Origin of the sequence: Tatumella saanichensis (assembly GCF_000439375.1) — a bacterium.
Lineage (GTDB): Bacteria > Pseudomonadota > Gammaproteobacteria > Enterobacterales > Enterobacteriaceae > Tatumella > Tatumella saanichensis.
Genome location: NZ_ATMI01000011.1, coordinates 23,951 through 45,990, shown reverse-complemented (window position 1 = coordinate 45,990; position 22,040 = coordinate 23,951). Strand labels below are relative to the sequence as shown.

The window sequence follows — 22,040 nt, the reverse complement described above, 5'->3', positions numbered from 1 at the left end:
GCCTTTTCTACGCCTATCGATTACCCTATCAGCCAGCCAGTTGACGTAGCATTCTTCTCAGCGGCTCAGCGGCGCCCCACAACAACTGGTCACCGACAGTAAAGGCTGACAGATATTGTGGCCCCATGTTCAGCTTACGTAAACGCCCAACTGGGGTTGTCAGCGTCCCCGTCACCGCGGCTGGTGTCAGCTCGCGCATTGACAGCTCACGATCGTTCGGTACCACTTTTACCCACTCATTGTGGCTAGCGAGCCGCTGCTCTATCTCACTGAGCGGAATATCCTGCTTCAATTTCAGCGTAAAGGCTTGGCTGTGACAGCGCAGTGCACCGACCCGCACACACAGCCCGTCTACTGGAATAATACTTGGGGTAGCGAGGATTTTGTTTGTCTCTGCCTGACCTTTCCACTCTTCTCGGCTCTGCCCGTTTTCCAGTTGTTTGTCGATCCACGGAATCAAACTACCCGCCAGCGGCACGCCAAAGTTGTCCGTCGGCAGCGTCCCTGAGCGGGTGAGATCAGTGACTTTACGCTCAATATCTAAAATGGCAGACGCTGGGTCCTGCAGCTCTTTCGCCACATTATTATGCAGCATTCCCATCTGAGTCAGCAGTTCGCGCATATGGCGAGCACCACCGCCGGAAGCGGCCTGATACGTCGCCACTGATGCCCACTCGACCAAATCACTAGCAAACAGACCGCCCAGTGACATCAGCATCAAGCTCACGGTACAGTTACCGCCAACAAAGGTCTTGATGCCTTTATCCAGACCCTGCTCAATGACCTTCTGGTTAACCGGATCGAGAATGATAATCGCATCATCATCCATACGCAGGGTTGAGGCCGCGTCAATCCAGTATCCCTGCCAGCCGGAGGCGCGCAGTTTTGGATAAATATCGCTGGTGTAATCACCTCCCTGGCAGGTAATGATAATGTCCAGCGCACGCAGAGCCTCAATATCACTGGCATCCTGCAAAACACCGTTTTCCCGGCCACCGAATGACGGGGCAGGCTGTCCATGTTGGGACGTTGAGAAAAAGACCGGATTGATCGCGTCGAAATCACGTTCTTCGCTCATTCTGGACATCAGTACGGAACCAACCATACCGCGCCAGCCAATAAAACCTACATTTTTCATGTTATGCCTGCTTATCCTGTATTCTGAATCCTGAGCCGTTACATCATATTGCCAAGAACATTGACAACCGATCGCCAAATTATACGATCTGCGGGTAATATAATCCGCTCCGGGCCGCGAGATGGATGAAAAAAGAGACGTCGCCAGTAGAAACCGGCCCCGGATGTCATTATCGGATTTACCTATGACCCCCAACTCTACAAAATGCACGCTATCTGGCAAGTGAATAAATACGATACGCCAGCCCTTTTTAATCATTATGCTAATAGTCGCGTTTGACAAAGGATACCCACCCCCTAATGACCGAGATGATTTCCGTTACCGTATTGCTGTTGCTGATCATGGACCCGCTGGGCAATCTACCGATCTTTATGTCGGTACTGAAGCACCTGGAGCCACGCCGCCGCCGGATCGTAATGATCAGAGAGCTGGTGATTGCCTTGGTCATCATGCTGATTTTTTTGTTTACCGGTGAGAAAATTCTCGCCTTTCTCAACCTACGTACCGAAACCGTGTCAATTTCCGGCGGTATCATTTTGTTCCTGATCGCCATTAAGATGATTTTTCCGGGACAAGAGAGCGGCGGATCTGGCAGTGGGCTACCGGTAGGGGATGAGCCGTTTTTGGTACCACTGGCGATCCCGCTAGTGGCTGGACCTTCACTGCTGGCCACCCTGATGCTGATGTCCCATCAATATCCAGGGTCGTTGGGAATGCTGGTGGTCGCACTGCTGCTGGCTTGGGCGATCACTTCAACGGTGCTGCTGATGTCAGGGGTATTTTTGCGGTTGCTCGGGGATAAAGGGGTTAATGCGCTTGAGCGCCTGATGGGATTGATCTTGATTATGCTGGCGACGCAAATGTTCCTCGACGGCATCCGAGCCTATCTGAAGCTATAACTGATGGGGCGCAGCACATCACTGTGACTGCGCCCATTGCTAGACGCTTAGCTGAGAAGCGAAAACGCTAACATACCGATAAGACCACCGGTAGTCCCGAGGATGGTCTCCATCAGGGTCCAGGTTTTCAGCGTTTCCGCTTCTGTTGCGCCGGTAAACCGCCCGAATAACCAGAATCCCGCATCATTCACATGACTGAAAATGATGGAGCCACCGCCGATGCAAATCGACAATGCCGCCAGTTGTGCCCCACTGTAATGCAGGGGCTCAATCACTGGCGTGATCAGTCCGACAGCCGTCAGGCAGGCGACTGTCGCTGATCCCTGAATGATCCTCACCGCTCCGGCCAGTACAAAACAGGCAACCGCGACTGGTAGACCGGCGCCAGCAATGGCATCACCCAGTGCCGGGCCAACGCCAGAGTCGACCAGGACCTGTTTAAACACGCCCCCGGCACCGATCACCAGCAGAATAATGCCCGCCGGTTGCAGAGCTTCTCCGCAAATCTGCATCACCCGCGACTTTTCCATACCCTGACGACGTGCTAGACCATAAATGGTGATCAGACAGGCCAAGAGAATAGCGATAAACGGATGACCGATGAACTCAAGGATATGGTCAGTACGGCTGCCGTGGGCAACAAAATGGCTGCCAATGGTCTTCAGCCCCACCAGTACCAGCGGGAACAGGATCAACGATAAACTGAGGCCGAAAGAAGGCAGCTTGTCTTTGACCGCTGGTGGGGTCAGCTCCTGCTCCGGTAACGGAAAATGCACGTAACGAGCAATCAGCGAACCGAACAACGGCCCGGCAATGAGCATGCCTGGAATGGCGGCACACAGGCCCAGCAAAATCATCCAGCCAAAATCAGCATGCATCTGTGAGGCCAATAACATCGGTGCCGGCCCCGGCAAGACGAAGGCTGCGGCTGCGGCTACCCCAGCAAACAGTGGGGTCACCAAACGTACCAGATTCCCGCCGGTACGACGTGCCACCGCAAAGGCAATACTGATTAATAGCACAATCGCGACTTCGAAAAATAAGGGTAAGGCACAGATAAATCCAGCGATCCCCATGGCGTAATGGGCTCGCTTTTCACCGAAAGTACTCAACATCCGAGACGCTATTTGATCCACTGCACCGGTTTCATGGAGGATTTTGCCGAACATCGCCCCCAGCGCAACCACGATGGCCAAGAATCCGAGAGTACCGCCCATACCTTGCTGCATGGTGGCCGTGATTTTTTCAAGGGGCATACCTGACAGCAAGCCAGCACCGACCGAGACCAGCATCAGCGCCACAAAGGCGTGTAAACGGGCTTTCATCACCAGCAATAACAGCAGCAGCACAGAGCCCGCCGCCGTCAGTACCAGCGTTGCAGTGCTTATCATGGTCAGCCCCTACGCAATTACCTGTCTGATGGCCGCAATAGTGGCTGCGACAACCTCGTCCACTGACTGATGAATATCAACGTTGATGACATCCGTTTCATCATCACCTGGCTCTTCCAGTGTTTCAAACTGCGTCACCAACATCGCTGGCTTGAAAAAGTGTCCTTTACGCGCCTTCAGCCGGGCTTCGATGGTATCGAAATCCCCCTGCAGATAGATAAATTTCAGATTGCTATTACCTTCACGCAAGATATCACGATATTTTTTCTTCAGCGCCGAGCAGACAATCAGCGACGTTTCCTGGGTGCGCTGCATAGCAAAGGCGGCATCATTGATCGCTTTTAGCCAAGGTTTGCGATCCTCATCATCCAAGGGATTACCGTCAGCCATTTTCTGAATGTTGGCGCGTGGGTGAAGAAAGTCACCGTCAAGAAAGGCGGTCTGTAATTCGTGGGCAACCCGATTGGCAACCACTGATTTGCCGCTGCCTGATACGCCCATCAGGATAAAGACGTAATGTTGTGAAGAAGATGAGGCCATTAGATGCTCCGACAAATGTTACCGATAACAATTCATCAAAACATTGTCATGAGTCGTTCATTTTCTGGCAACAGTTAAAATATAAAAAACATCAAACTGTGAACCAAATCATAAAACTACTTAAAGACTTCCGCCATTTTCGATCGTAAAACCGAGATCTCGGACAGGCTCCGCAATTGGCTCACCACGGAGTCGTTGCAGTAGCAGCGAGGTCGCCACCTCGCCAATACGTTTACGGGGAGTGACTACCGTCGCCAACGCCGGGGTGACCACACGGGTGATATCATGGCCGTGGAAGCCAGAAATCGCTATCTGTTGCGGAACCTCTATCCCTTGACGCTGGCACTCGAACATGGCCCCCACTGCCAGGTCATCGTTGGTACAGCATAGGCTATCCATCTGCGGGAAACGCTGCTGGGCTTCGCAAAACAACAGTGCCCCGGTTGTGAAGGAAGACGCCATTTCGCTCATCACCGAACAAGGCATCAGCCCCGCCTCTTCCATTGCTCGGCGATAACCCTGTTCTTTGAGAAGAGTACGTTCATCAAGACGCGCACCGAGATAGACCGGTGCACGATAACCCCGAGAAAGTAGACGCTGAGTCATTTGCCGAGTTGCCTCAAGGTTATCAAACCCGACCGCCATATCCAGGCAAGGTGAGACAGCATCCATAATTTCCACCACCGGAATCCCGGCGGTTTCCAGCATGCGTAACGTGGCTGTAGTATGGGTCCTTTCGGTGAGGATCACCCCGTCGACATTCCAGCCCAACAGTGAGCGGAGTTGACGTTCCTCTTTTTCCGGCTGATAACCGAAGTGTGCCACCAACGTCTGATAACCGGCAGCATCGGCTACGGACTCAATCCCCTGTAGGACATCGGCAAACACATGGTTGGTCAGAGAGGGTAACAGGACGCCGATGGCTCGGCTGGTAGAATTGGATAACATGTCAGGGACTCGGTTGGGGATATAGCCCAATTCATCCAATACCACCGCAATACGCTCCCCGAGGGCGGAGGAGACCTGTTCCGGATGACGCAGATACCGGCTAACCGTCATTTTGGTCACCCCCAGCTTGTCTGCAACATCTTGAAGGACCGGCCTTTTTTTCTTTATTGTCATAATACTCACCCTTGGAGAGACCCGTTTGAGTTTAGCATTATTTGACGACACAAAAATGTCCTGAGAGCGATCTCGCTCACAGGACATTATTTTTAAAGTGTAAAGCCGTTTGTCAGACCGTCGGGAGATCGAAAATCAACACTTCCGCGGCACTGTCTGCCTGCAGACTGAGCAACGATTCCTGATGCAGCGCTAGCGCATCGCTGGTACTCAGAGACTCGCCATTCAGCGTGACATCGCCCTTCACGACCTGCACCCAGTAATTGCGACGACTGTCGAGGGTCAAGCTGCCGGTTTCACCCTGTGTCAGTGCCCAGCGCGATAACGTCATATCCTGCCAGACTTTCAAAGACCCTTCGCGGCTATCTGGGGTCAGAACCCACTGCCGTCCCTGCGGGGCATCAAACTTTTTCTGCTCATAACGCGGCTCTACCCCTGCTTGCTGCGGGATGATCCAGATCTGATACAGGTGTAGAGGTTCACTTGCACTGGCGTTATATTCTGAGTGTCTGACACCGGTACCGGCACTCATAATCTGAAATTCACCAGCCGGGATCTGCTCTTTGTTACCCATGCTATCCTGATGTTCGACGGTGCCGGACAAAACATACGTCAGGATTTCCATGTCCTTATGAGGATGGGTGCCAAACCCTTGTCCTGGGGCAATCACATCTTCGTTAATCACTCGCAGTGCCGAGAAGCCCATAAATTCTGGGTCGTAATACTCCGCGAAGGAAAAGGTGTGCCAACTGTCCAGCCAGCCATGTTGGGCATGGCCACGCTGCTCTGCTTTACGTACATAAATCATGTCAGACTCCTTAGCTGTTAAGGTCAGTCTGAACCGGATCCGTCAGAAAAAACAGCGGAATAAGTTCATCCCTCTGTTCAAAAAAAATGAATAAACGTCGGTGGGTAGCGCAAATAAAAAAAAGCCAGCCTGGCAGGCTGGCAAAGTCATATCGGAAGCAATGTGAGCAATGTCGTCACCCGGCAGGATGTGTCACAGAGCCTGAACGGGATGTGGTAATAATAATCATTATCATTACTATTTGTAAAGCCAGATCGTGGTTTTTTTTTCTTCACATCAGTGATCGGACTATACTCAAGGCAGTAAAAGGTCATGTGGGAGGGGAAAAGATGTTGTGCCGATACATGCTTATACTGAGTCTATTACCGCTATCAGCAATGGCAGCCCTACCTACAACCTCTTTCAATCAGGAGCCGGGGCTAAGGCTGAATCCTTCACAACAACGGCTGAAACAGCAAATGCTGCAACAGCAGCAGCAGCAACAACAGACACTGCGCGAAGATCGCACCAAGCAGTCACAGAAAATCCAGCGCCGGATCCGCCAGCAGCAGGCACAGGCCCGCGAGCGGATCCGTCAGGCCAGCCCGTAAACACTAAGGCTGGCCTTACTGAAATTGCGGGCCGATAAGGTCAATACGGTCTGTGCAGATCATATCCACCCCCCAACCCAGTAATTCCCGAGCACGATATGGGTCGTTGACCGTATACACCAACAGACGTAATCCTGCCTGTTTAAGTTCCCGGGTACGGGCTGCATCGAGTAAACGATGATTGAGGTGTAGCGCCACACACTCCAGCCTGTCGGTCAGTGCCTGCCAATTGTCTCGCCATTCGTCCAGCAGTAACCCACGGGGTAACCCCGGTGCTGCTGCCTGAGCCGCGGCAAGCGATGCTATGGAAAACGAAGAGAGTAACGGCGCGGTCATCCCCTGCCAGAGCTTGTCTGCCTGTTGTGCTACCCGGGTGCCGGTCACTACCTCCTCACCGGGACTCGGTTTAATTTCGATATTGGCCATCATGTCGTATTGCTGGCAACGCAAAGCCACCTGCTGCAAGGTGGCCAAAGGCTCACCTTGAAAAGACTCACCAAACCAAGCGCCGGCATCCAAGCGTGATAGGGACTGCCAACTCTGCTGTCCGGCAAGGCCATGACCGTTAGTGGTCCGATTAACATCATCGTCATGTAGCAGAAAGACCTGCTGATCCGCCGACAGTTTGGCATCAAACTCAATCATCCGCTGCCCATAACGATGGCCGATATCAATCGCAGCAAGGGTATTTTCTGGTGCTAGACAACCACCGCCCCGGTGGGCAACGATATGCGGGTAAGGCCAGAGCGATGTTTTCATTCCAGACGCTGTCCTGTTGTGCTGTCAAAATAGTGCTGAGCGGCAGGAGGAAGTGCCAGCCACAGCAGTTCACCGGGTTGAGGCCGCTGCTGGTGAGGCAGACGAACCACCAGCCGGTGCCCGCCAATGCTACCATGGACCAGATTATCAGCGCCGAGAATTTCCAACGTCTCCACTTGCATCGGGAGCGCCCCTTCTTGTACCTCACTGCACTGGATATGTTCTGGGCGGATCCCCAACGTGAGGGAGTTGTTTGCCAGAGAAGGCAGCTGGCGGTCTAAGGCGATCAACAGTCCCGGTCCAATCAGTAACGCCCAGCCGTCAGCACTGACCTGTACCGGCAATAAATTCATCGCCGGTGACCCGATAAACGCGGCGACAAAGGTGGTAGCCGGTTTCTCATAGATCTCTGCCGGTGACCCAACTTGCTCGACAATTCCTTTATTCATCACCATCACTCGCTGTGCCAAGGTCATGGCTTCCACTTGATCATGAGTGACATACAGGCTGGTGGTTTTCAAACGTCGGTGTAGTTGTTGTAGCTCCAGTCGCATCTGTCCCCGTAACCGCGCATCCAGGTTAGATAAGGGTTCATCGAACAGAAACACCGAGGGTTCGCGCACCATCGCACGCCCCATTGCCACCCTTTGTCGCTGTCCACCAGAGAGTTCTCGAGGATAGCGCGACAGCAGATTATCCAGCTCCAGACTTCTGGCTGCCGCTAGCACACGCTGCCGGACAGACTCTTTACCCATGCCACGAATTTTTAGGCCATAGCCCATATTTTTTTCCACTGACATATGCGGATATAACGCATAGTTTTGGAATACCATCGCAATCCCACGGTCTTTCGGTTCCAGGTGCGTCACACATTGGTTATCGATATAAATATCCCCTGAGCTGACGGTTTCAAGCCCAGCGACCATGCGTAATAAAGTCGATTTTCCACAGCCGGATGGCCCCACCATTACCATAAATTCGCCGTCGGCAATCGTAATATCCAGTGGCTGAATAATCCGGTTTTTACCATCATAGGATTTAGTTACTGCCTGAAACTGTACATTTGCCATCGATTATTTCTCACTCTCAACCAGACCTTTTACAAAGGCGCGCTGCATAATAATGACGACCAGCAACGGTGGGATCATGGTCAGTAACATGGCAGCCATGACCAGATTCCACTGCGTGACGCCTTCTCCCAGCGAAATCATGCTGCGGATCCCAGCGACCGCGGTACTCATCCGCGCATCACTGGTCACTAACAATGGCCAGAGATACTGATTCCAGCCGTAAATAAAGGTGATCACAAACAATGCTGCCAAATTGGTACGCGACAGCGGCAGGACAATATCGATGAAAAATTGCACCGGACTGGCTCCGTCAATACGAGCGGCTTCCATTAGCTCATGGGGTAAAGACAGAAAAAACTGTCGAAACAGGAAAGTTGCCGTTGCGGATGCCATCATCGGCAAGATCAACCCGTTATAACTATTGAGCAAGTGCAATTGGGAGACCACTTCCACCGTCGGGAAAATACGCACCTCGACCGGCAACATCAGAGTCATAAAAATCATCCAGAAGAACAGCTGACGTAGCGGAAAACGGAACCATACTAGGGCGAACGCAGAGATCATCGAAATCGAAATTTTCCCGATAGTGATCCCTAGCGCCATGGCGAGGCTATTTAACAACATCTTACCCAAAGGCGGGCTATTTGGGTTGACACCCTGAGTCCATAACCGTGTGATGTTGTCCCACAAATGACCTCCGGGGATCAGCGACATCGGTGCTTGGAATACCTGATGGTTATCCAGGGTCGCAGCCACAATCGCAATATAAAGCGGCAACAGAATAGCCAGTAAAGCACCCCACAGCATCATGTGGCAGAAGATATCCAGCCCGCGACGATTTTCAATCATTGGTAACGCACCTTACGCTCGATAAAACGGAACTGCAGGACGGTCAATCCCCCCACCATCATCATTAGAATGACGGATTGGGCTGCCGAGGCACTAAGATCAAGACCGGTAAATCCTTCACGATAGACTTTATAAATCAGTGTGGTGGTCGCCTGTACCGGCCCGCCTTGGGTCGCAGCATCGATCACCGGAAAGGTATCAAAGAAGGCATACACCAGATTCACGACCAACAGAAAGAAACTGACCGGGGTGATAAGTGGTAATGAGAGGTGGGTGAAACGGCGAACAGGCCCAGCACCGTCTAGAGCTGCAGCTTCGATTAACGAACGTGGCACAGACTGCAGGGCGGCAAAAAAGAATAAAAAGTTATAACTGATCTGTTGCCACACCGAGGCCAGTACCACCAGAAACATCGCCTGACCACTGTTTTGTGCGGTGTTCCACTGCCAGCCAAACTGCTGCAACACGTAACTGATCACCCCAATGCCGGGACTGAATAAAAACATCCACAACACCGCCGCAATCGCTGGTGCCACGGCATACGGCAATAACAGCAAGGTCTGATAAAACTTTTTCAACCGCAGAACATGATCCACCATTGCAGCCAGCAATAACGAGAGGATCAAACCGATACCGGTAACCAGAACACTGAAGATCAGCGTCGTTTTAAAGGAATCCAAGTAGTAACGGTCATGGAATAATGCAGTGAAGTTTTCCAGACCCACAAACTGCGAGGAGAACCCGAAAGGGTCTACACTCTGCACCGAATACCACAGGGCTTCGGCGGCAGGCCAGATAAAAAAGATCAGGGTTACCGCCAGCTGCGGTAACAGCAGCAGATAAGGCAGCAGACGCTGACGGAAAACAGGGCGAGAAGATGACATATTACGACGCCTCAGACGGTGAGGGCCTACCCTTTGCTGTGATCCACAGCAAAGGGTGGCGAAGAGCATAGACTTATTGAACTTGTCTTTGGAAGCGTTGTAACAGCTGATTACCCCGCTGTACCGCATTATCCAATGCTGTTTTCGGACTCTGCTGACCGGTCCAGACACCTTCCAGTTCTTCATCTATAACAGTACGGATCTGCGGCATATTGCCAAGACGCAACCCTTTGGTAAAAGGCAGTGGCGGCTTATTCATCATCTGCTGCATAGCTATGTCAGCGCCCGGATTTTTGTCATAAAACCCCTGCTGACGGCTTAGCGTATAAGCCGCAGTGGTGGCCGGCAGGTAGCCGGTTTTCTGATGCCATTCTGCGGCAATATCTGGCTGGGCGAGGAATTTCATAAACTCGGCGACACCTTTATAGACCGCAGGGCTTTGTCCGCGCAGGACCCATAAACTAGCTCCACCAATCATCGCATTCTGAGGAGCATTCTTGACACTGGCATCATAGGGCAGTTTCCCTACACCAAAATTAAATTTGGCATACTGGCGAATATCGGCCAGTGAGGCTGAGGAGGCGGTCGTCATCCCACATTCGCCGCTGTAGAATTTAGCAGTAGACTCGTCTTTACGCCCGTAGTACGTAAAGCTGCCAGCTTTGTTCATCTGTTCCAGCATTTCTATATGGCGGATCTGCTCTGGGCCATTAAACACCAGTCGGGCATCCGTTCCGTCAAACCCATTGTTTTCGGTGGCGAAAGGCAACCCGTGCCAGGCACTAAATTCCTCCAATTGGATCCAGCCCTGCCAGCCGCTGGCGTACCCACAATTCATCCCAGCTTGACGCAATGCAGCCGCATCCTTTGCCAGTGCCTGCCAAGTAGCGGGCGGTTGATCCGGATCCAGACCTGCTTTACGGAATGCATCTTTGTTGTAGTAGAGTACCGGCGTAGAACTGTTAAAGGGATCAGAAAGCAGATGCCCGGTTTTGGCATCGCTGTCATAACTGGCGATGGTAGGGACATACTGTTTCTCATCAAGGGGAACACCGGCATCGCGGAACACCTGCCAGACCGGAATGATGGCATGGGACGCCATCATGGTCGCCGTACCGACCTCATACACCTGCAAAATAGCCGGAGCCTCACCACTACGCACTGCCGCAATACCGGCAGCTAGGCTCTGTTCGTAATTCCCTTTATAGACAGGGATCACTTTATATTGCGGGTGAGTCTGGTTAAAACGCTGTGCTAACGAGTCTACTTCACTGCCTAAACCACCTTCCATAGAGTGCCAGAACGGAATATCTGTGGCGGCAAAGGCTTGACCAGTCAGTCCTGCGGCCAATAGCAGTCCTGCGGTATAACGACGTAATCTGAACACTGACATAGTGATTTCCTGTAGCATCGATTTCACTGAAAGAGATGCGAGCTAACATGACACTAAAAAATGACAGTAACATGACGCCTTTATGTCAGTGCGTTTACAGTGGGGTGACACTCCACAATAGGGGAAGACGTTTACTCATGAAGGGAAAAGCCGTGGTCATAGGCAACAAAAAGGGCAGCACTGTGGCCACCCTTAATCAGTCTCTGCGCTAATCAGGCTTCGATTGCCACACGCAGTTTTTTCATGGCATTTTTTTCAAGCTGGCGCACACGCTCTGCAGAGACACCGTACTTATCGGCCAGTTCCTGAAGAGTGGTTTTGCTGTCATCATCTAACCAGCGAGCACGGATAATATGCTGACTGCGTTCGTCCAAACCTTGCATCGCATCGCTTAACTTATCGGCCGCGTTGGCTTCCCAGTTATCTTCTTCAATACCTTCCGCAAAGTCAGACGCTTTATCCTGCAGATACAGCATCGGTGCCATCGATTTCCCTTCGCTGTTTTCGTCTTCCGGCGTCGGGTCAAAGGTCATATCCTGAGCGGACATGCGGGATTCCATTTCGCGCACATCTTTACTGCTGACACCCAGTTCACGCGCCACCATCTCCACTTCATCTTGGTTAAACCAGCCAAGACGCTGTTTGGTTTTACGCAGGTTAAAGAACAGCTTACGCTGAGCTTTAGTGGTCGCCACTTTCACAATACGCCAGTTACGCAGCACGTATTCGTGGATCTCTGCTTTGATCCAGTGTACGGCAAAAGAGACCAAACGTACTCCGACCTCGGGATTAAAACGGCGTACCGCTTTCATCAGGCCGATATTTCCTTCTTGGATAAGGTCAGCCTGTGGCAGACCATAGCCTGAATAATTACGAGCGATATGAACCACAAAGCGCAGATGAGACAGGATCAGCTTTTTCGCTGCATCCAGATCGCCCTGGTAATGCAGCCGTTCAGCCAACGCTTTTTCCTCATCAGCTGTCAACATAGGACAGCCGTTGGCGGCCCGGATGTAGGCATCCAGATTACCCAGAGGAGCAATAGCTAATGCTTGCATTTCTTTGGTCATTCAAACCCTCTCAAAATAGTGAGTAGTAGTGCCTTGTCCTGACAGACAGCCTTACATTATGTCAGCCGTGTCGAAAGATCGAAAGCGATGAGTGCTATTAATTATTAAGACCATAAAGTTATCCACAGGTTCAACTTTATTTGTGAATAATTTATACCTGACAAAAGACTGGCGGGAGAATTGTTCCCTGCTCCCCCGATACTCGGCAACAGAGAACAATTATAGCAAAAAAATATGTCTTCAGATTACTGCGGTGTAAAACGGCGTAAATGTTGCGCAGTGGCCATCCATGCCGCGATCCAGCCGACAATGGCCGCAACCAGCAGCAACAGCAGTGCCTCATCGAATGAAAAACCTTTCAGATCAAAGGAGGTACTGAACACACTGGCGACATGCGACACCACCGACTCAAGACGGAAAACCAGAATTTCCGATAAAATCAACGAGACAACCGCGCCAGACAGACCCAGCATTGCGCCACCATAGACAAACGGACGCAGGATAAACCCATCAGTGGCCCCGATCAGTTTTTGGACATTTATCGTATCTCGGCGGGCAAAGATACTGAGCCGCACGCTGTTACCAATCACCAAGAACACGGCCACAACCATAAGCAAGCCGATCATCAACGCCACTTGGCCTACCAACCCGGTAAGTGCAGAGAGCCGCGCAAACCAGCTGTCATCCATACGGACTTGATCAATACCGCTAACTTTCGCCACCCGGTCACGCAGGGTAGCCATAGTGTCAGAGTTCTGGAAATTGAGCGCAGGGGTAATGATGGCCACCGCCGGTAAAGGGTTTTGCTCCAGCATATCCATAGCACCGCCGAAGCCAGACCAGTTACGGAACTCATTCAATGCTTCATCGCGGCTCAGGTAGTCGACATGCTGGACACCCTGAGTCTGTTTCAACTGATTAATCACATTCTGCGCAGCGTTATCGTCGAGGGTTTTCGACAGATACACCGTCAACTGCGGTGCCGGATACCATTCGGAAGCCGCCTGATCGACGTTTTTCCAGACGATATAACAGACGCTGGGCAGCGTCAGTGAAATCGCGATCACTAGAACGGTCAGCAGAGTGGCAAGCGGCTGACGCAGCATATCCGCCAGCATTCCGCGCCAAGCATAATGCCACTGTTCCTGCCAGCCGCCCCGTAACGCTTTCTCTTTGGAGACGCGCTTCGCAGGCTTTGTCCGGGCTTTGGCCGCTGGCGCTTTTTTCACCCGGCGGTTGACCTGATTACCCTTGCCAAACTTCATGCCACTCCCCCATGCAAACGTCCCTGACTGAGGGTCATTACACGATAGTTCCTTCTAGAAATCAGGGACATATCATGCGTCGCCATCAGGACAGTAACACCAACGCGGTTAAATTCTTCAAATAAACGCAGAATATCTTCTGATAAAGCGTGATCCAGGTTACCGGTAGGCTCATCCGCCAGCAGTAAGGCCGGTTTATTCACTACCGCACGGGCGATACCTACCCGCTGCTGTTCACCGCCGGATAACTGGATCGGGAAACTTTTCGCTTTGTCGAGTAGACCCACTTTATCCAGCGCCGCAGAGACTCGGCGGCGAATGTCTTCACCGCTGGCACCAGAAATAATCAGCGGAATGGCAATGTTGTCATACACGGTTCTATCCATCAGCAGGTGGTGATCTTGGAAAATCATACCAATCTGCCGGCGCAGAAACGGGATTTCACTGTTGCGCAGACGCGTAATATTATGGCCACTGAACCAGATCTGACCGGCACTTGGCCGTTCAATACCACAAATAAGCTTAAGTAATGTACTCTTACCGGCACCGGAATGACCGGTCAGAAATGCCATTTCTCCTTGGCGCAGATGAAAATCCACACCCTGAAGCGCCTGGCGTCCTCCCAGATAAGCTTTACTGACCTCTTCAAAGCGAATCATCCAAATTATTCCTCTCGGGCAAACAATGCCTCTATAAAGTCGCCAGCCTTAAACGGCCGTAAATCATCGATGCCTTCACCGACACCGATGTATCGGATAGGGATACCAAACTGATCTGCCACGGAGAAGATAACCCCCCCTTTAGCAGTACCGTCTAGCTTGGTCAGGGTGATCCCGGTCAGCCCTACCGCGTCATTAAACAGTTTTGCTTGGCTCACCGCATTCTGCCCAGTACTGGCATCAATGGTCAGCATCACCTCATGAGGTGCACTGTCGTCCAGTTTGCTCATCACACGGGTGATCTTTTTTAGCTCTTCCATCAGGTGCGATTTGTTTTGTAGGCGTCCGGCAGTATCTGCGATTAACACATCAATACCGCGTGATTTTGCTGCCTGAATGGCATCAAAGATCACTGACGCGGAATCTGCTCCAGTATGCTGAGCAATCACCGGAATGTTGTTACGCTGTCCCCAGACTTCCAATTGCTCAACCGCCGCCGCACGGAAGGTATCGCCCGCCGCCAGCATGACCGATTTTCCTTCGGACTGGTACTGACGGGCCAGCTTACCGATGGTGGTGGTTTTACCTACGCCATTGACACCGACCATCAGGATAACAAACGGTGTTTTTCCTTCAATATTCAGCGGTTGCTCAACATTGTTCAGAATAGCGGACATTTCTTCTTTCAGCAGGCCGTATAATGCCTCAGCATCCCGTAGCTGTTTACGGCTAGCATGTGCGGTCAGGTTGTTGATAATCTTACGGGTAGTTTCAACCCCCACGTCAGCGATAAGTAATTGTTCTTCAAGCTCTTCAAATAACTCATCATCGATTTTTTTACCGCGGAACAGGCCAATAAAACCCGAACCGAGATTCTGGCGAGTTTTCACCAGACTGCGCTTTAAACGGGCAAAAAAGCCTTCGCGGGTCGGGCGTTCCTGCTCGGTAATAATGCCATTTTCTACAACCGCCGGTAGCGCCTCTTCCGGACTAATCTTAGCCTCAATTTCTGGGGAAACGGCCGGTTTCTCTTCTTCTAGCACGGTTTCGGGCAGAGTTGGTTCCGACTCCTTTATGATTTCTAGCTCAGGGTCGGGCTGCGGCACGGTTTCAGGCTCTGGTTCCGGTAGGACTTCCGGCTCTTTGACAGGTGCCTGTGGCGACAGCGGCAATTGCTCTGTCGGCTCTGGCAGCGTTTCCTGAGGTTCATCCGGCAGTGCTGTAGGCAGTGACTGTTCGACTTCGACTCGTTGCACAGCCGGTGAGGCGATCTCGCTAGCGGCCGGTACGGCAGGCGCAGAGTCCCCACTGTTCATTCCCGGCAGTTCCGGTTCGACCAGTGGCTCTGGCTCTGTTACATCAGTATCAGGCAGTGTTACCGGCGCGGTAGCCACCGGATGTTCAGCTGTTTCTTCCACGGCAGCCGTATCGCCGCTATGTGGCGACGGTTCCGGATGCTGTGTATTCAGAGGCTCGTCAGGAGTTTCCTGATGGGATGCCGGGGACTCCGTTGACGCACTCTCCGGCGTATTGACCTCACTGGTCTCTTGCTGTTCTTGTTTCTCCTCATCACGACCAAAGCCCAACCAGGAGAAAAAGCCCCGTTTTTTTTCTTTTGCCATTATCCAGCAACACTCCTTTAGGCCCAGATCAGGGAAGGATCAACACTTCCATACTGTAAAATCCGGGACTTTTGTTTGATAGTTCAAATCCCTGCCGGTCAGACAGTACCCACAGGGATCGCGAATGCATAGTCAGATAGTCTATCATTTTCCCACTATCGCATTACAGCACCCTTTTTTACCGTTTCTTATCATGTCCGTGACCGTTACACTAGCTGACAACGTATAATGAGCGCCCATGAAAATGAAGAAATCCCCAAGGACACCGGCAGGTGCCGGACAAATACGCATCATCGGCGGCCAATGGCGTGGCCGTAAGCTGCCGGTACCGGTCAGCGCCGGGTTGCGCCCGACCACCGATCGGGTCAGAGAGACCCTGTTTAACTGGCTAGCCCCGTATCTGCCAGAGGCCCGCTGTCTAGACTGCTTTACGGGCAGTGGTGCCCTCGGTATCGAGGCTTTATCGCGCTATGCTGAGCAGGTCACCTTGCTAGAACTGGAGCCGGCAGTCACTCGCCAGCTAACGGCGAATCTACAGACCTTGAAAAGCACTCGGGGCAAGGTCATCCAAGGCAACGCCCTAACATGGCTGGCAGGTCAGGCCGCTGAACCTTACGATATTGTGTTTATTGACCCACCTTTCCGTAAAGGTCTGCTGACGGAGACCTTCGCACTGCTGGAAAACCAGGGCTGGCTGGCCACAGAGGCGCTGATCTATCTCGAATGTGAAGTGGAACAAGGTACGCCAGAAGTGCCGGCCAATTGGCAGTTACACCGTGAAAAAGTTGCCGGTCAGGTCGCTTATCGTCTTTATCAGCGTTCGCGTTCAGCGGCGCAGGGAGAATAAATTATGTGGATCACCTGTGGCCGCCTACTGATGGCTTTTGTCTGGTTGTTTTTACTAGGCAATATTATTCATCCGGCACCTAAGCCGCTGAAATACTTTATCGATGTTGCCCTGTTTTTTATGGTGGTGATGCACGGCTTACAACTGGTACTACTGCGCGCCACTCAGGATAAGTCACAGCCGCCGTTAAGCGGCCTGACTCAGGCAAAGATTTTCTTCTTCGGTGTCTTTGAACTGCTCGCTTGGCAGAAAAAAAACGCCCCGAAACCTTAAGAATACCAGAGCTGCCCCCTCAGTGACTCCCTGGGGTAAAGCTAATAAACCGGGTGCCCTGCATTTTCAGTGCGCCCCGGTTACCGGGAGTACAGCCCTGATACTGCGCTTCACTCATCAGAACATTGAAATTTTCCCCTACGGGTTCGCGGCGGAACGTCACTTCATAACTGAGCGTTTCACCGGCAATCACTTCCCGCTGGCGGGTATGACGGTCAGGGGTCGGGAATGCCCGCTTACTGACTACCACGGCCTGCTGGGTCGCTACCGGGGCCGCATCATTGCGAGCATTTTCATTGCGCTGTTTAAAAAACTGACTCCCTGCCAGTACGATAATCGTACCAATCACAATGATTAATATCAGGGGAGGTCTAACCATTCGGGGCTCCTTTACAGTCGATGATAAAAAGTCACATCATTTACCTGCATTTTTTCCAGAACGCGGTAATAATCGTTGAACATGCTGGCGGCGTCATAGAGACTCTGAATAACAACAGTATTAACTCACTCCGCTGGATTTAAAGAAGCTGAAGGAAAGAAACTATGTTGTGGTCATTTCTTGCGGTGCTGTTTTCAGGCTGGCTGTATATTGATGCCTCTTATCGAGGACCGCGCTGGCAACGCTGGCTGTTTAAGCCGGTGACCTTCTTACTGATGCTGGTCTGGGCTTGGCAGGCACCCGTTCAGGCGGTAACCGATTATCTGATCCCGGCCGGATTAGTGGCCGCCCTAGCTGGTAGCCTGTTAACCATGCTGTCACGTCAGCAGATGATGTATGCCTTTGGCGCGATGTTTCTCTCCTCATTGCTGTACACCCTGTACCTGACCCGCAGCATCACCTTTACCCTGAGTTGGCCGCTACCCGTCACTTTCCTAGTGATTGGGATTGCCGTGATCGCTGTGATCTGGACCGGTCTTGAGGAGTTACGCTGGCCAGTGTGTACCCTGCTGGGTATGACCTTGGTCATGTGCTGGATAGCCTCTCTGCAATATGCCGCCCAGCAAACAGATAAGACGTTATCATTGATGGCCGGTGCAGATTTACTGTTGCTGGCACATATCTGCGGGCTGATCAGCCTGTTCCGGCGGCGTTTTTCCGCTGACCGGGCGATTGTCGAGGGCCTATTTATCCTCGGACATTTTATGATTGTCCGCTCACTGTGGCTGATGTAGTCCCGAACCTTATTGCCCCTTTTTGATCAGGTATTGAAAGGGCAGTTCTGCAGTATTTTCCGACAGTAGCTGGTGTTCCATAAAGCGGCAGAACCCTGGGATATCACGGGTTGTTGCGGGATCATCGGCGATGATTAGTAAAGTTTCTCCCGGTAGCATCGTACGGATAGTCTTGCGGACCATCATCACCGGCTCCGGACAACGGAGTCCCAGGGTATCTAAGGTATGATCTGCCGGGTGATTTGTTTCGCTCATAACATTCTCTGACTGCCGTAACGGATCACTATTCTACCTCCCGCCCTTCCCCCAGACAATTCCCATCGCAGCTGCCTTGCATTACCCGCTAAAGCAGGTAATATGCGCCGCTTTGTTAAGCAGTACCTGTGATTCAGGGAGCCGCTTCCCTGAAATGTGTTATGGGTTCCCTCACCCCCAGATAAAAAAGGCCTGAAATGCTATTTACTCCCCGCCAGCGCCTGCGTGCGCGTATTGTTCTGTCTGTGTTTCATTTACTGATTATTATTTCCAGTAACTACCTAGTGCAGTTGCCAATCAATATTTTTGGTCTGCACACCACCTGGGGTGCATTCAGCTTTCCCTTTATTTTCTTGGCCACCGATTTGACGGTCCGCATTTTTGGCGCATCGATGGCACGGCGGATTATTTTCCTCGCCATGCTGCCCGCCCTACTGTTCTCCTACCTGATCTCCTGCCTATTTTACCAAGGAGATTGGCAGGGCTGGCAGGCCCTGCAGCATGTGAACACGGTGGTAGCCCGAATTGCCCTAGCCAGTTTTATGGCGTACGTCCTAGGCCAGTTACTGGATATTGCGGTGTTTGATCGCCTGCGCCGCCTATCACGCTGGTGGCTAGCGCCGGCGGCATCGATGTTTTTCGGTAATATCAGCGATACCTTTGCCTTTTTCTCTATCGCCTTTTATCACAGCAGCGATAGTTTTATGGCACAGCACTGGGTGGAAATTGCCCTGGCAGACTATAGCTATAAGGTGCTTATCTGTTTGATCTTTTTCCTACCGGCCTACGGTCTGTTACTCAATGGCTTGCTGAAAGTACTAGCCGGCAAAAAACCGGTATCGGTGACAGATTCAGCGCATGCTGAATGATCATTGCCGTGACACAGGCTAAGATTTGGTGACAAACAACGGATTGCTTTTCTGCGCCATTTTCGTTGTGATCACACTAGGTCAATATTAAAAGGAATTCAGATGCATAAGATTATCAGGTACCTCAGTGTCGGGTTACTGGTTATCGGGCTGGCAGCCTGTGATCAGAAGAAAGAGACGCCCGGCAGTGAAGGCACAGATGCCGCACAGCAAGCAGCCCAGACCATTACCCTGCCAAAGGGGAAACTGAGCTTTACGCTGCCGTCCGGAATGTCAGACCAGACCGGTAAGCTGGGCACCGATACGCACAATATGCATGTCTACGCCAACAACAACGGTCAGCAGGCAGTAATTGTGATTATCGGTGACAATACCAACGAGGGTCTCGATGTCCTGACTCAACGTCTAGAACAACAGCAGCGTAGCCGTGACCCGCAGTTACAGGTAGTGTCCGATAAGGCGATTACCCTCAGTGGACAGCCAGCCCAACAGCTGGATACTGTCATTTCGGCTAAAAACCAGACCAACTGGTCGACAGTCGTGATGACCAAGATAGACGGTAAACTGGTCACCCTGCAGATCTCCCTGCCGGCGGATAACCAGGCACAATCGCAGACTACCGCTGAAAATATTGTCAACACCATTACGCTACAGTAAGCCGTAATCAGCTATCTGCCCTTCCCGGGGCAGATATCTTCTTTTCATATCACCGAGTTTCGTGTCCTGATAAAGATATCGCCGACACCCCGCTGTTTTTACGGGATCCCCTCGCGACTCTCGTCACCACAATCCGCCCAGATACTGGGTGCTTTTTAGCCAAAAATGACTTGAGCCATCAAATAAAGTTATACTTGGCTACTTATAAGACTAAAAATTCAGAAAATTTATTGTCGTGTCAGCACGAGAAAAAACGATATTTAGCATCTATGCTGAGTATCGACGGTAATATTTTCACACATTCATTACCGACTAAACATGCTGATAATTTATGATCAAAATACAGGTATGCATATGAAATTACGTAGGAAGCGTATAAAACCCATAGCCATAGATGATGTCACGATTATTGACGACACCCGGTTACGCAAAGCGATCACCGCTGCGGCACTGGGTAATGCCATGGAGTGGTTCGATTTCGGGGTATACGGCTTCGTTGCTTACGCCCTAGGCCAGGTGTTCTTCCCTTCCGCCTCACCGGGTGTTCAGATGATCGCGGCACTGGCGACCTTCTCTGTTCCGTTTTTAATTCGTCCTCTTGGCGGTGTGTTTTTCGGCATGCTGGGGGATAAATTTGGCCGCCAGAAAGTGCTATCCGTCACCATTGTGATTATGTCGATCAGTACCTTCTGTATCGGCTTGATCCCGTCCTATGCCAGCATTGGCATCTGGGCCCCTATCTTGCTGCTGCTCGCCAAAATGGCACAGGGCTTCTCGGTAGGTGGCGAATATACTGGTGCGTCTATTTTCGTGGCGGAATACTCACCGGACCGTAAGCGTGGGTTTATGGGCAGTTGGCTGGACTTCGGTTCGATTATCGGCTTTATCCTCGGGGCCGGAGTGGTGGTACTGATTTCTGCGATCATCGGTGACCAGCGCTTTACCGAATGGGGCTGGCGCTTGCCGTTCTTCCTTGCCCTGCCGCTTGGGATCATTGGCCTTTACCTGCGTAATGCACTGGAAGAAACCCCAGCATTTAAACAGCACGTGGATAAACTTGAACAGGGTGACCGCGAAGGGCTGAGCGATGGCCCGAAAGTCTCATTTAAAGATGTCGCCACCAAACACTGGAAAAGTCTACTGACCTGTATCGGTCTGGTGATCTCTACCAACGTGACCTACTACATGCTGCTGACCTATATGCCCAGCTACCTGTCACATAACCTGCACTATTCCGAGGACCACGGTGTACTGATCATTATCGCCATTATGATCGGCATGCTGTTTGTGCAGCCCATCATGGGGATGCTCAGTGACCGCTTTGGCCGTCGTCCGTTTGTCATTATCGGCAGTATCGCCTTGATGATCTTCGCCATTCCGGCCTTTATGCTGATCACAAGCCACGTACTGGGACTGATCTTTACCGGTCTGCTGATCCTAGCGGTGATCCTCAATGCCTTTACCGGCGTGATGGCCTCGACGTTACCAGCGATGTTCCCGACCCATATCCGCTACAGTGCACTGGCCAGTGCTTTTAACATCTCGGTCCTGGTTGCCGGTCTATCTCCAACTCTGGCAGCCTGGCTGGTTGAGAGCACCAATAACCTGTTTATGCCCGCCTACTACCTGATGATTATTGCAGTGATTGGCCTGCTGACCGGTATCTTTATGAAAGAGACCGCTAACCAGCCCCTGAGGGGTGCCACTCCGGCAGCCTCTGACTTGGAAGAGGCGCGTGAGCTGTTACAGGAGCATCACGACGGTATCGAGCAGCGTATCAGCGATATTGACGAAGAAATTGCTCGCTTGGAAGCTAAACGTAAAAACCTGGTGTACCAACACCCAGATATTCACGAATAATGCTCTGCTCCCCCCTCCGCCGCCCAGTGGAGGGGGTTCTCTCCTAA

24 protein-coding genes are annotated in these 22,040 nt (G+C 51.8%); 8 read left to right on the top strand and 16 right to left on the bottom strand.

Going from position 1 to position 22,040, the window contains the following annotated elements:
* Positions 1 to 28 precede the first annotated feature (28 nt).
* The gene (gene asd, locus DW47_RS0105370; RefSeq protein WP_029685358.1) at positions 29 to 1,138 is read right to left on the bottom strand and encodes an aspartate-semialdehyde dehydrogenase; all 1,110 of its coding nucleotides are present in this window, start codon (positions 1,136 to 1,138) and stop codon (positions 29 to 31) included.
* Positions 1,139 to 1,437: 299 nt separating this feature from the next.
* Here asd and DW47_RS0105365 point away from each other — a divergent pair, with 299 nt between their 5' ends.
* Complete coding sequence (locus DW47_RS0105365) at positions 1,438 to 2,037, top strand: YhgN family NAAT transporter (protein ID WP_029685357.1); 600 nt, start codon at positions 1,438 to 1,440, stop codon at positions 2,035 to 2,037.
* A 47-nt stretch (positions 2,038 to 2,084) separates the two neighbouring features.
* Here DW47_RS0105365 and gntU read toward each other — a convergent pair whose 3' ends face one another.
* The 4 genes from gntU to DW47_RS0105345 all read right to left on the bottom strand — a co-directional run bounded on the left by gntU (position 2,085) and on the right by DW47_RS0105345 (position 5,898).
* A complete protein-coding gene (gntU, locus tag DW47_RS0105360; RefSeq protein ID WP_029685356.1) occupies positions 2,085 to 3,425 on the bottom strand; it encodes a gluconate transporter in 1,341 nt (446 codons plus the stop codon).
* Positions 3,426 to 3,437: 12 nt separating this feature from the next.
* Entirely contained in the window at positions 3,438 to 3,968 is a 531-nt protein-coding gene (gntK, locus tag DW47_RS0105355; RefSeq protein WP_029685355.1) for a gluconokinase, read from the bottom strand.
* Between the two features lie 120 nt (positions 3,969 to 4,088).
* The gene (gntR, locus tag DW47_RS0105350) at positions 4,089 to 5,084 is read right to left on the bottom strand and encodes a gluconate operon transcriptional repressor GntR (RefSeq protein WP_029685354.1); all 996 of its coding nucleotides are present in this window, start codon (positions 5,082 to 5,084) and stop codon (positions 4,089 to 4,091) included.
* Positions 5,085 to 5,202: 118 nt separating this feature from the next.
* Positions 5,203 to 5,898, bottom strand: coding sequence for a pirin family protein (locus tag DW47_RS0105345; protein WP_029685353.1), 696 nt, complete (start codon positions 5,896 to 5,898; stop codon positions 5,203 to 5,205).
* Positions 5,899 to 6,242: 344 nt separating this feature from the next.
* On the opposite strand from DW47_RS0105345, the gene DW47_RS17470 reads away from it, so the two are divergent.
* Positions 6,243 to 6,488, top strand: a complete 246-nt coding sequence (locus DW47_RS17470) for a DUF2756 domain-containing protein (RefSeq protein ID WP_161606691.1) — start codon at positions 6,243 to 6,245, stop codon at positions 6,486 to 6,488.
* 15 nt (positions 6,489 to 6,503) lie between these two features.
* Here the strand turns inward: DW47_RS17470 and ugpQ are convergent, their stop codons facing one another.
* The 9 genes from ugpQ to ftsY all read right to left on the bottom strand — a co-directional run bounded on the left by ugpQ (position 6,504) and on the right by ftsY (position 16,059).
* Positions 6,504 to 7,247, bottom strand: coding sequence for a glycerophosphodiester phosphodiesterase (gene ugpQ / locus DW47_RS0105335; protein WP_029685351.1), 744 nt, complete (start codon positions 7,245 to 7,247; stop codon positions 6,504 to 6,506).
* Positions 7,244 to 8,317 carry a sn-glycerol-3-phosphate import ATP-binding protein UgpC gene (locus DW47_RS0105330; RefSeq protein WP_029685349.1) on the bottom strand — a complete coding sequence of 358 codons (1,074 nt, stop codon included), beginning with the start codon at positions 8,315 to 8,317 and terminating at the stop codon, positions 7,244 to 7,246. The genes ugpQ and DW47_RS0105330 overlap by 4 nt, the downstream gene beginning before the upstream one ends.
* A gap of 3 nt (positions 8,318 to 8,320) precedes the next feature.
* Positions 8,321 to 9,166, bottom strand: a complete 846-nt coding sequence (gene ugpE / locus DW47_RS0105325) for a sn-glycerol-3-phosphate ABC transporter permease UgpE (protein ID WP_029685348.1) — start codon at positions 9,164 to 9,166, stop codon at positions 8,321 to 8,323.
* Positions 9,163 to 10,050, bottom strand: coding sequence for a sn-glycerol-3-phosphate ABC transporter permease UgpA (gene ugpA, locus DW47_RS0105320; protein ID WP_029685347.1), 888 nt, complete (start codon positions 10,048 to 10,050; stop codon positions 9,163 to 9,165). Before ugpA ends, ugpE begins: the two co-directional genes overlap by 4 nt.
* A 73-nt stretch (positions 10,051 to 10,123) precedes the next feature.
* Positions 10,124 to 11,443 carry a sn-glycerol-3-phosphate ABC transporter substrate-binding protein UgpB gene (gene ugpB, locus DW47_RS0105315; protein ID WP_029685346.1) on the bottom strand — a complete coding sequence of 440 codons (1,320 nt, stop codon included), beginning with the start codon at positions 11,441 to 11,443 and terminating at the stop codon, positions 10,124 to 10,126.
* 212 nt (positions 11,444 to 11,655) lie between these two features.
* A complete protein-coding gene (gene rpoH / locus DW47_RS0105310; RefSeq protein ID WP_029685345.1) occupies positions 11,656 to 12,513 on the bottom strand; it encodes an RNA polymerase sigma factor RpoH in 858 nt (285 codons plus the stop codon).
* A 245-nt stretch (positions 12,514 to 12,758) separates the two neighbouring features.
* The gene (ftsX, locus tag DW47_RS0105305; RefSeq protein ID WP_029685344.1) at positions 12,759 to 13,778 is read right to left on the bottom strand and encodes a permease-like cell division protein FtsX; all 1,020 of its coding nucleotides are present in this window, start codon (positions 13,776 to 13,778) and stop codon (positions 12,759 to 12,761) included.
* The gene (gene ftsE, locus DW47_RS0105300; RefSeq protein WP_029685343.1) at positions 13,775 to 14,437 is read right to left on the bottom strand and encodes a cell division ATP-binding protein FtsE; all 663 of its coding nucleotides are present in this window, start codon (positions 14,435 to 14,437) and stop codon (positions 13,775 to 13,777) included. Before ftsE ends, ftsX begins: the two co-directional genes overlap by 4 nt.
* 5 nt (positions 14,438 to 14,442) lie before the next feature.
* Entirely contained in the window at positions 14,443 to 16,059 is a 1,617-nt protein-coding gene (ftsY, locus tag DW47_RS0105295; protein ID WP_029685342.1) for a signal recognition particle-docking protein FtsY, read from the bottom strand.
* A gap of 244 nt (positions 16,060 to 16,303) precedes the next feature.
* Between ftsY and rsmD the strand changes: the two genes are divergently transcribed.
* Both rsmD and DW47_RS0105285 read left to right on the top strand, forming a co-directional pair.
* Positions 16,304 to 16,906: a 16S rRNA (guanine(966)-N(2))-methyltransferase gene (gene rsmD / locus DW47_RS0105290; RefSeq protein ID WP_029685341.1), complete on the top strand. Its 603-nt coding sequence runs from the start codon at positions 16,304 to 16,306 to the stop codon at positions 16,904 to 16,906.
* 3 nt (positions 16,907 to 16,909) lie between these two features.
* On the top strand, positions 16,910 to 17,179 hold the full coding sequence (locus tag DW47_RS0105285) for a DUF1145 family protein (RefSeq protein ID WP_029685340.1): 270 nt from the start codon (positions 16,910 to 16,912) through the stop codon (positions 17,177 to 17,179).
* A 19-nt stretch (positions 17,180 to 17,198) separates the two neighbouring features.
* Here the strand turns inward: DW47_RS0105285 and DW47_RS0105280 are convergent, their stop codons facing one another.
* On the bottom strand, positions 17,199 to 17,558 hold the full coding sequence (locus DW47_RS0105280; protein ID WP_029685339.1) for a DUF2500 domain-containing protein: 360 nt from the start codon (positions 17,556 to 17,558) through the stop codon (positions 17,199 to 17,201).
* 164 nt (positions 17,559 to 17,722) lie between these two features.
* On the opposite strand from DW47_RS0105280, the gene DW47_RS0105275 reads away from it, so the two are divergent.
* Positions 17,723 to 18,352, top strand: coding sequence for a lysoplasmalogenase (locus tag DW47_RS0105275; RefSeq protein ID WP_029685338.1), 630 nt, complete (start codon positions 17,723 to 17,725; stop codon positions 18,350 to 18,352).
* 9 nt (positions 18,353 to 18,361) lie between these two features.
* Here the strand turns inward: DW47_RS0105275 and tusA are convergent, their stop codons facing one another.
* Entirely contained in the window at positions 18,362 to 18,607 is a 246-nt protein-coding gene (tusA, locus tag DW47_RS0105270) for a sulfurtransferase TusA (protein ID WP_029685337.1), read from the bottom strand.
* A gap of 197 nt (positions 18,608 to 18,804) precedes the next feature.
* On the opposite strand from tusA, the gene DW47_RS0105265 reads away from it, so the two are divergent.
* The 3 genes from DW47_RS0105265 (at position 18,805) to proP (ending at position 21,993) form a co-directional block, all read left to right on the top strand.
* On the top strand, positions 18,805 to 19,476 hold the full coding sequence (locus DW47_RS0105265) for a 7-cyano-7-deazaguanine/7-aminomethyl-7-deazaguanine transporter (protein ID WP_029685336.1): 672 nt from the start codon (positions 18,805 to 18,807) through the stop codon (positions 19,474 to 19,476).
* Positions 19,477 to 19,578: 102 nt separating this feature from the next.
* The gene (locus DW47_RS0105260) at positions 19,579 to 20,133 is read left to right on the top strand and encodes a DcrB family lipoprotein (RefSeq protein ID WP_029685335.1); all 555 of its coding nucleotides are present in this window, start codon (positions 19,579 to 19,581) and stop codon (positions 20,131 to 20,133) included.
* A gap of 354 nt (positions 20,134 to 20,487) precedes the next feature.
* The gene (gene proP / locus DW47_RS0105255) at positions 20,488 to 21,993 is read left to right on the top strand and encodes a glycine betaine/L-proline transporter ProP (RefSeq protein WP_029685334.1); all 1,506 of its coding nucleotides are present in this window, start codon (positions 20,488 to 20,490) and stop codon (positions 21,991 to 21,993) included.
* Positions 21,994 to 22,040 lie beyond the last annotated feature (47 nt).

Coding starts and splice junctions, on each gene's coding strand:
- ftsY (WP_029685342.1), bottom strand. CDS start 16,059: ATGGCAAAAGAAAAAAAACGGGGCTTTTTCTCCTGGTTGGGCTTTGGT.
- DW47_RS0105275 (WP_029685338.1), top strand. CDS start 17,723: ATGTTGTGGTCATTTCTTGCGGTGCTGTTTTCAGGCTGGCTGTATATT.
- ugpB (WP_029685346.1), bottom strand. CDS start 11,443: ATGTCAGTGTTCAGATTACGTCGTTATACCGCAGGACTGCTATTGGCC.
- ftsE (WP_029685343.1), bottom strand. CDS start 14,437: ATGATTCGCTTTGAAGAGGTCAGTAAAGCTTATCTGGGAGGACGCCAG.
- ugpQ (WP_029685351.1), bottom strand. CDS start 7,247: ATGAAAACATCGCTCTGGCCTTACCCGCATATCGTTGCCCACCGGGGC.
- DW47_RS0105345 (WP_029685353.1), bottom strand. CDS start 5,898: ATGATTTATGTACGTAAAGCAGAGCAGCGTGGCCATGCCCAACATGGC.
- rpoH (WP_029685345.1), bottom strand. CDS start 12,513: ATGACCAAAGAAATGCAAGCATTAGCTATTGCTCCTCTGGGTAATCTG.
- gntK (WP_029685355.1), bottom strand. CDS start 3,968: ATGGCCTCATCTTCTTCACAACATTACGTCTTTATCCTGATGGGCGTA.
- DW47_RS0105280 (WP_029685339.1), bottom strand. CDS start 17,558: ATGGTTAGACCTCCCCTGATATTAATCATTGTGATTGGTACGATTATC.
- rsmD (WP_029685341.1), top strand. CDS start 16,304: ATGAAGAAATCCCCAAGGACACCGGCAGGTGCCGGACAAATACGCATC.
- DW47_RS0105285 (WP_029685340.1), top strand. CDS start 16,910: ATGTGGATCACCTGTGGCCGCCTACTGATGGCTTTTGTCTGGTTGTTT.
- proP (WP_029685334.1), top strand. CDS start 20,488: ATGAAATTACGTAGGAAGCGTATAAAACCCATAGCCATAGATGATGTC.
- tusA (WP_029685337.1), bottom strand. CDS start 18,607: ATGAGCGAAACAAATCACCCGGCAGATCATACCTTAGATACCCTGGGA.
- DW47_RS0105260 (WP_029685335.1), top strand. CDS start 19,579: ATGCATAAGATTATCAGGTACCTCAGTGTCGGGTTACTGGTTATCGGG.
- DW47_RS17470 (WP_161606691.1), top strand. CDS start 6,243: ATGCTTATACTGAGTCTATTACCGCTATCAGCAATGGCAGCCCTACCT.
- ugpA (WP_029685347.1), bottom strand. CDS start 10,050: ATGTCATCTTCTCGCCCTGTTTTCCGTCAGCGTCTGCTGCCTTATCTG.
- DW47_RS0105265 (WP_029685336.1), top strand. CDS start 18,805: ATGCTATTTACTCCCCGCCAGCGCCTGCGTGCGCGTATTGTTCTGTCT.
- DW47_RS0105365 (WP_029685357.1), top strand. CDS start 1,438: ATGACCGAGATGATTTCCGTTACCGTATTGCTGTTGCTGATCATGGAC.
- DW47_RS0105330 (WP_029685349.1), bottom strand. CDS start 8,317: ATGGCAAATGTACAGTTTCAGGCAGTAACTAAATCCTATGATGGTAAA.
- asd (WP_029685358.1), bottom strand. CDS start 1,138: ATGAAAAATGTAGGTTTTATTGGCTGGCGCGGTATGGTTGGTTCCGTA.
- ftsX (WP_029685344.1), bottom strand. CDS start 13,778: ATGAAGTTTGGCAAGGGTAATCAGGTCAACCGCCGGGTGAAAAAAGCG.
- ugpE (WP_029685348.1), bottom strand. CDS start 9,166: ATGATTGAAAATCGTCGCGGGCTGGATATCTTCTGCCACATGATGCTG.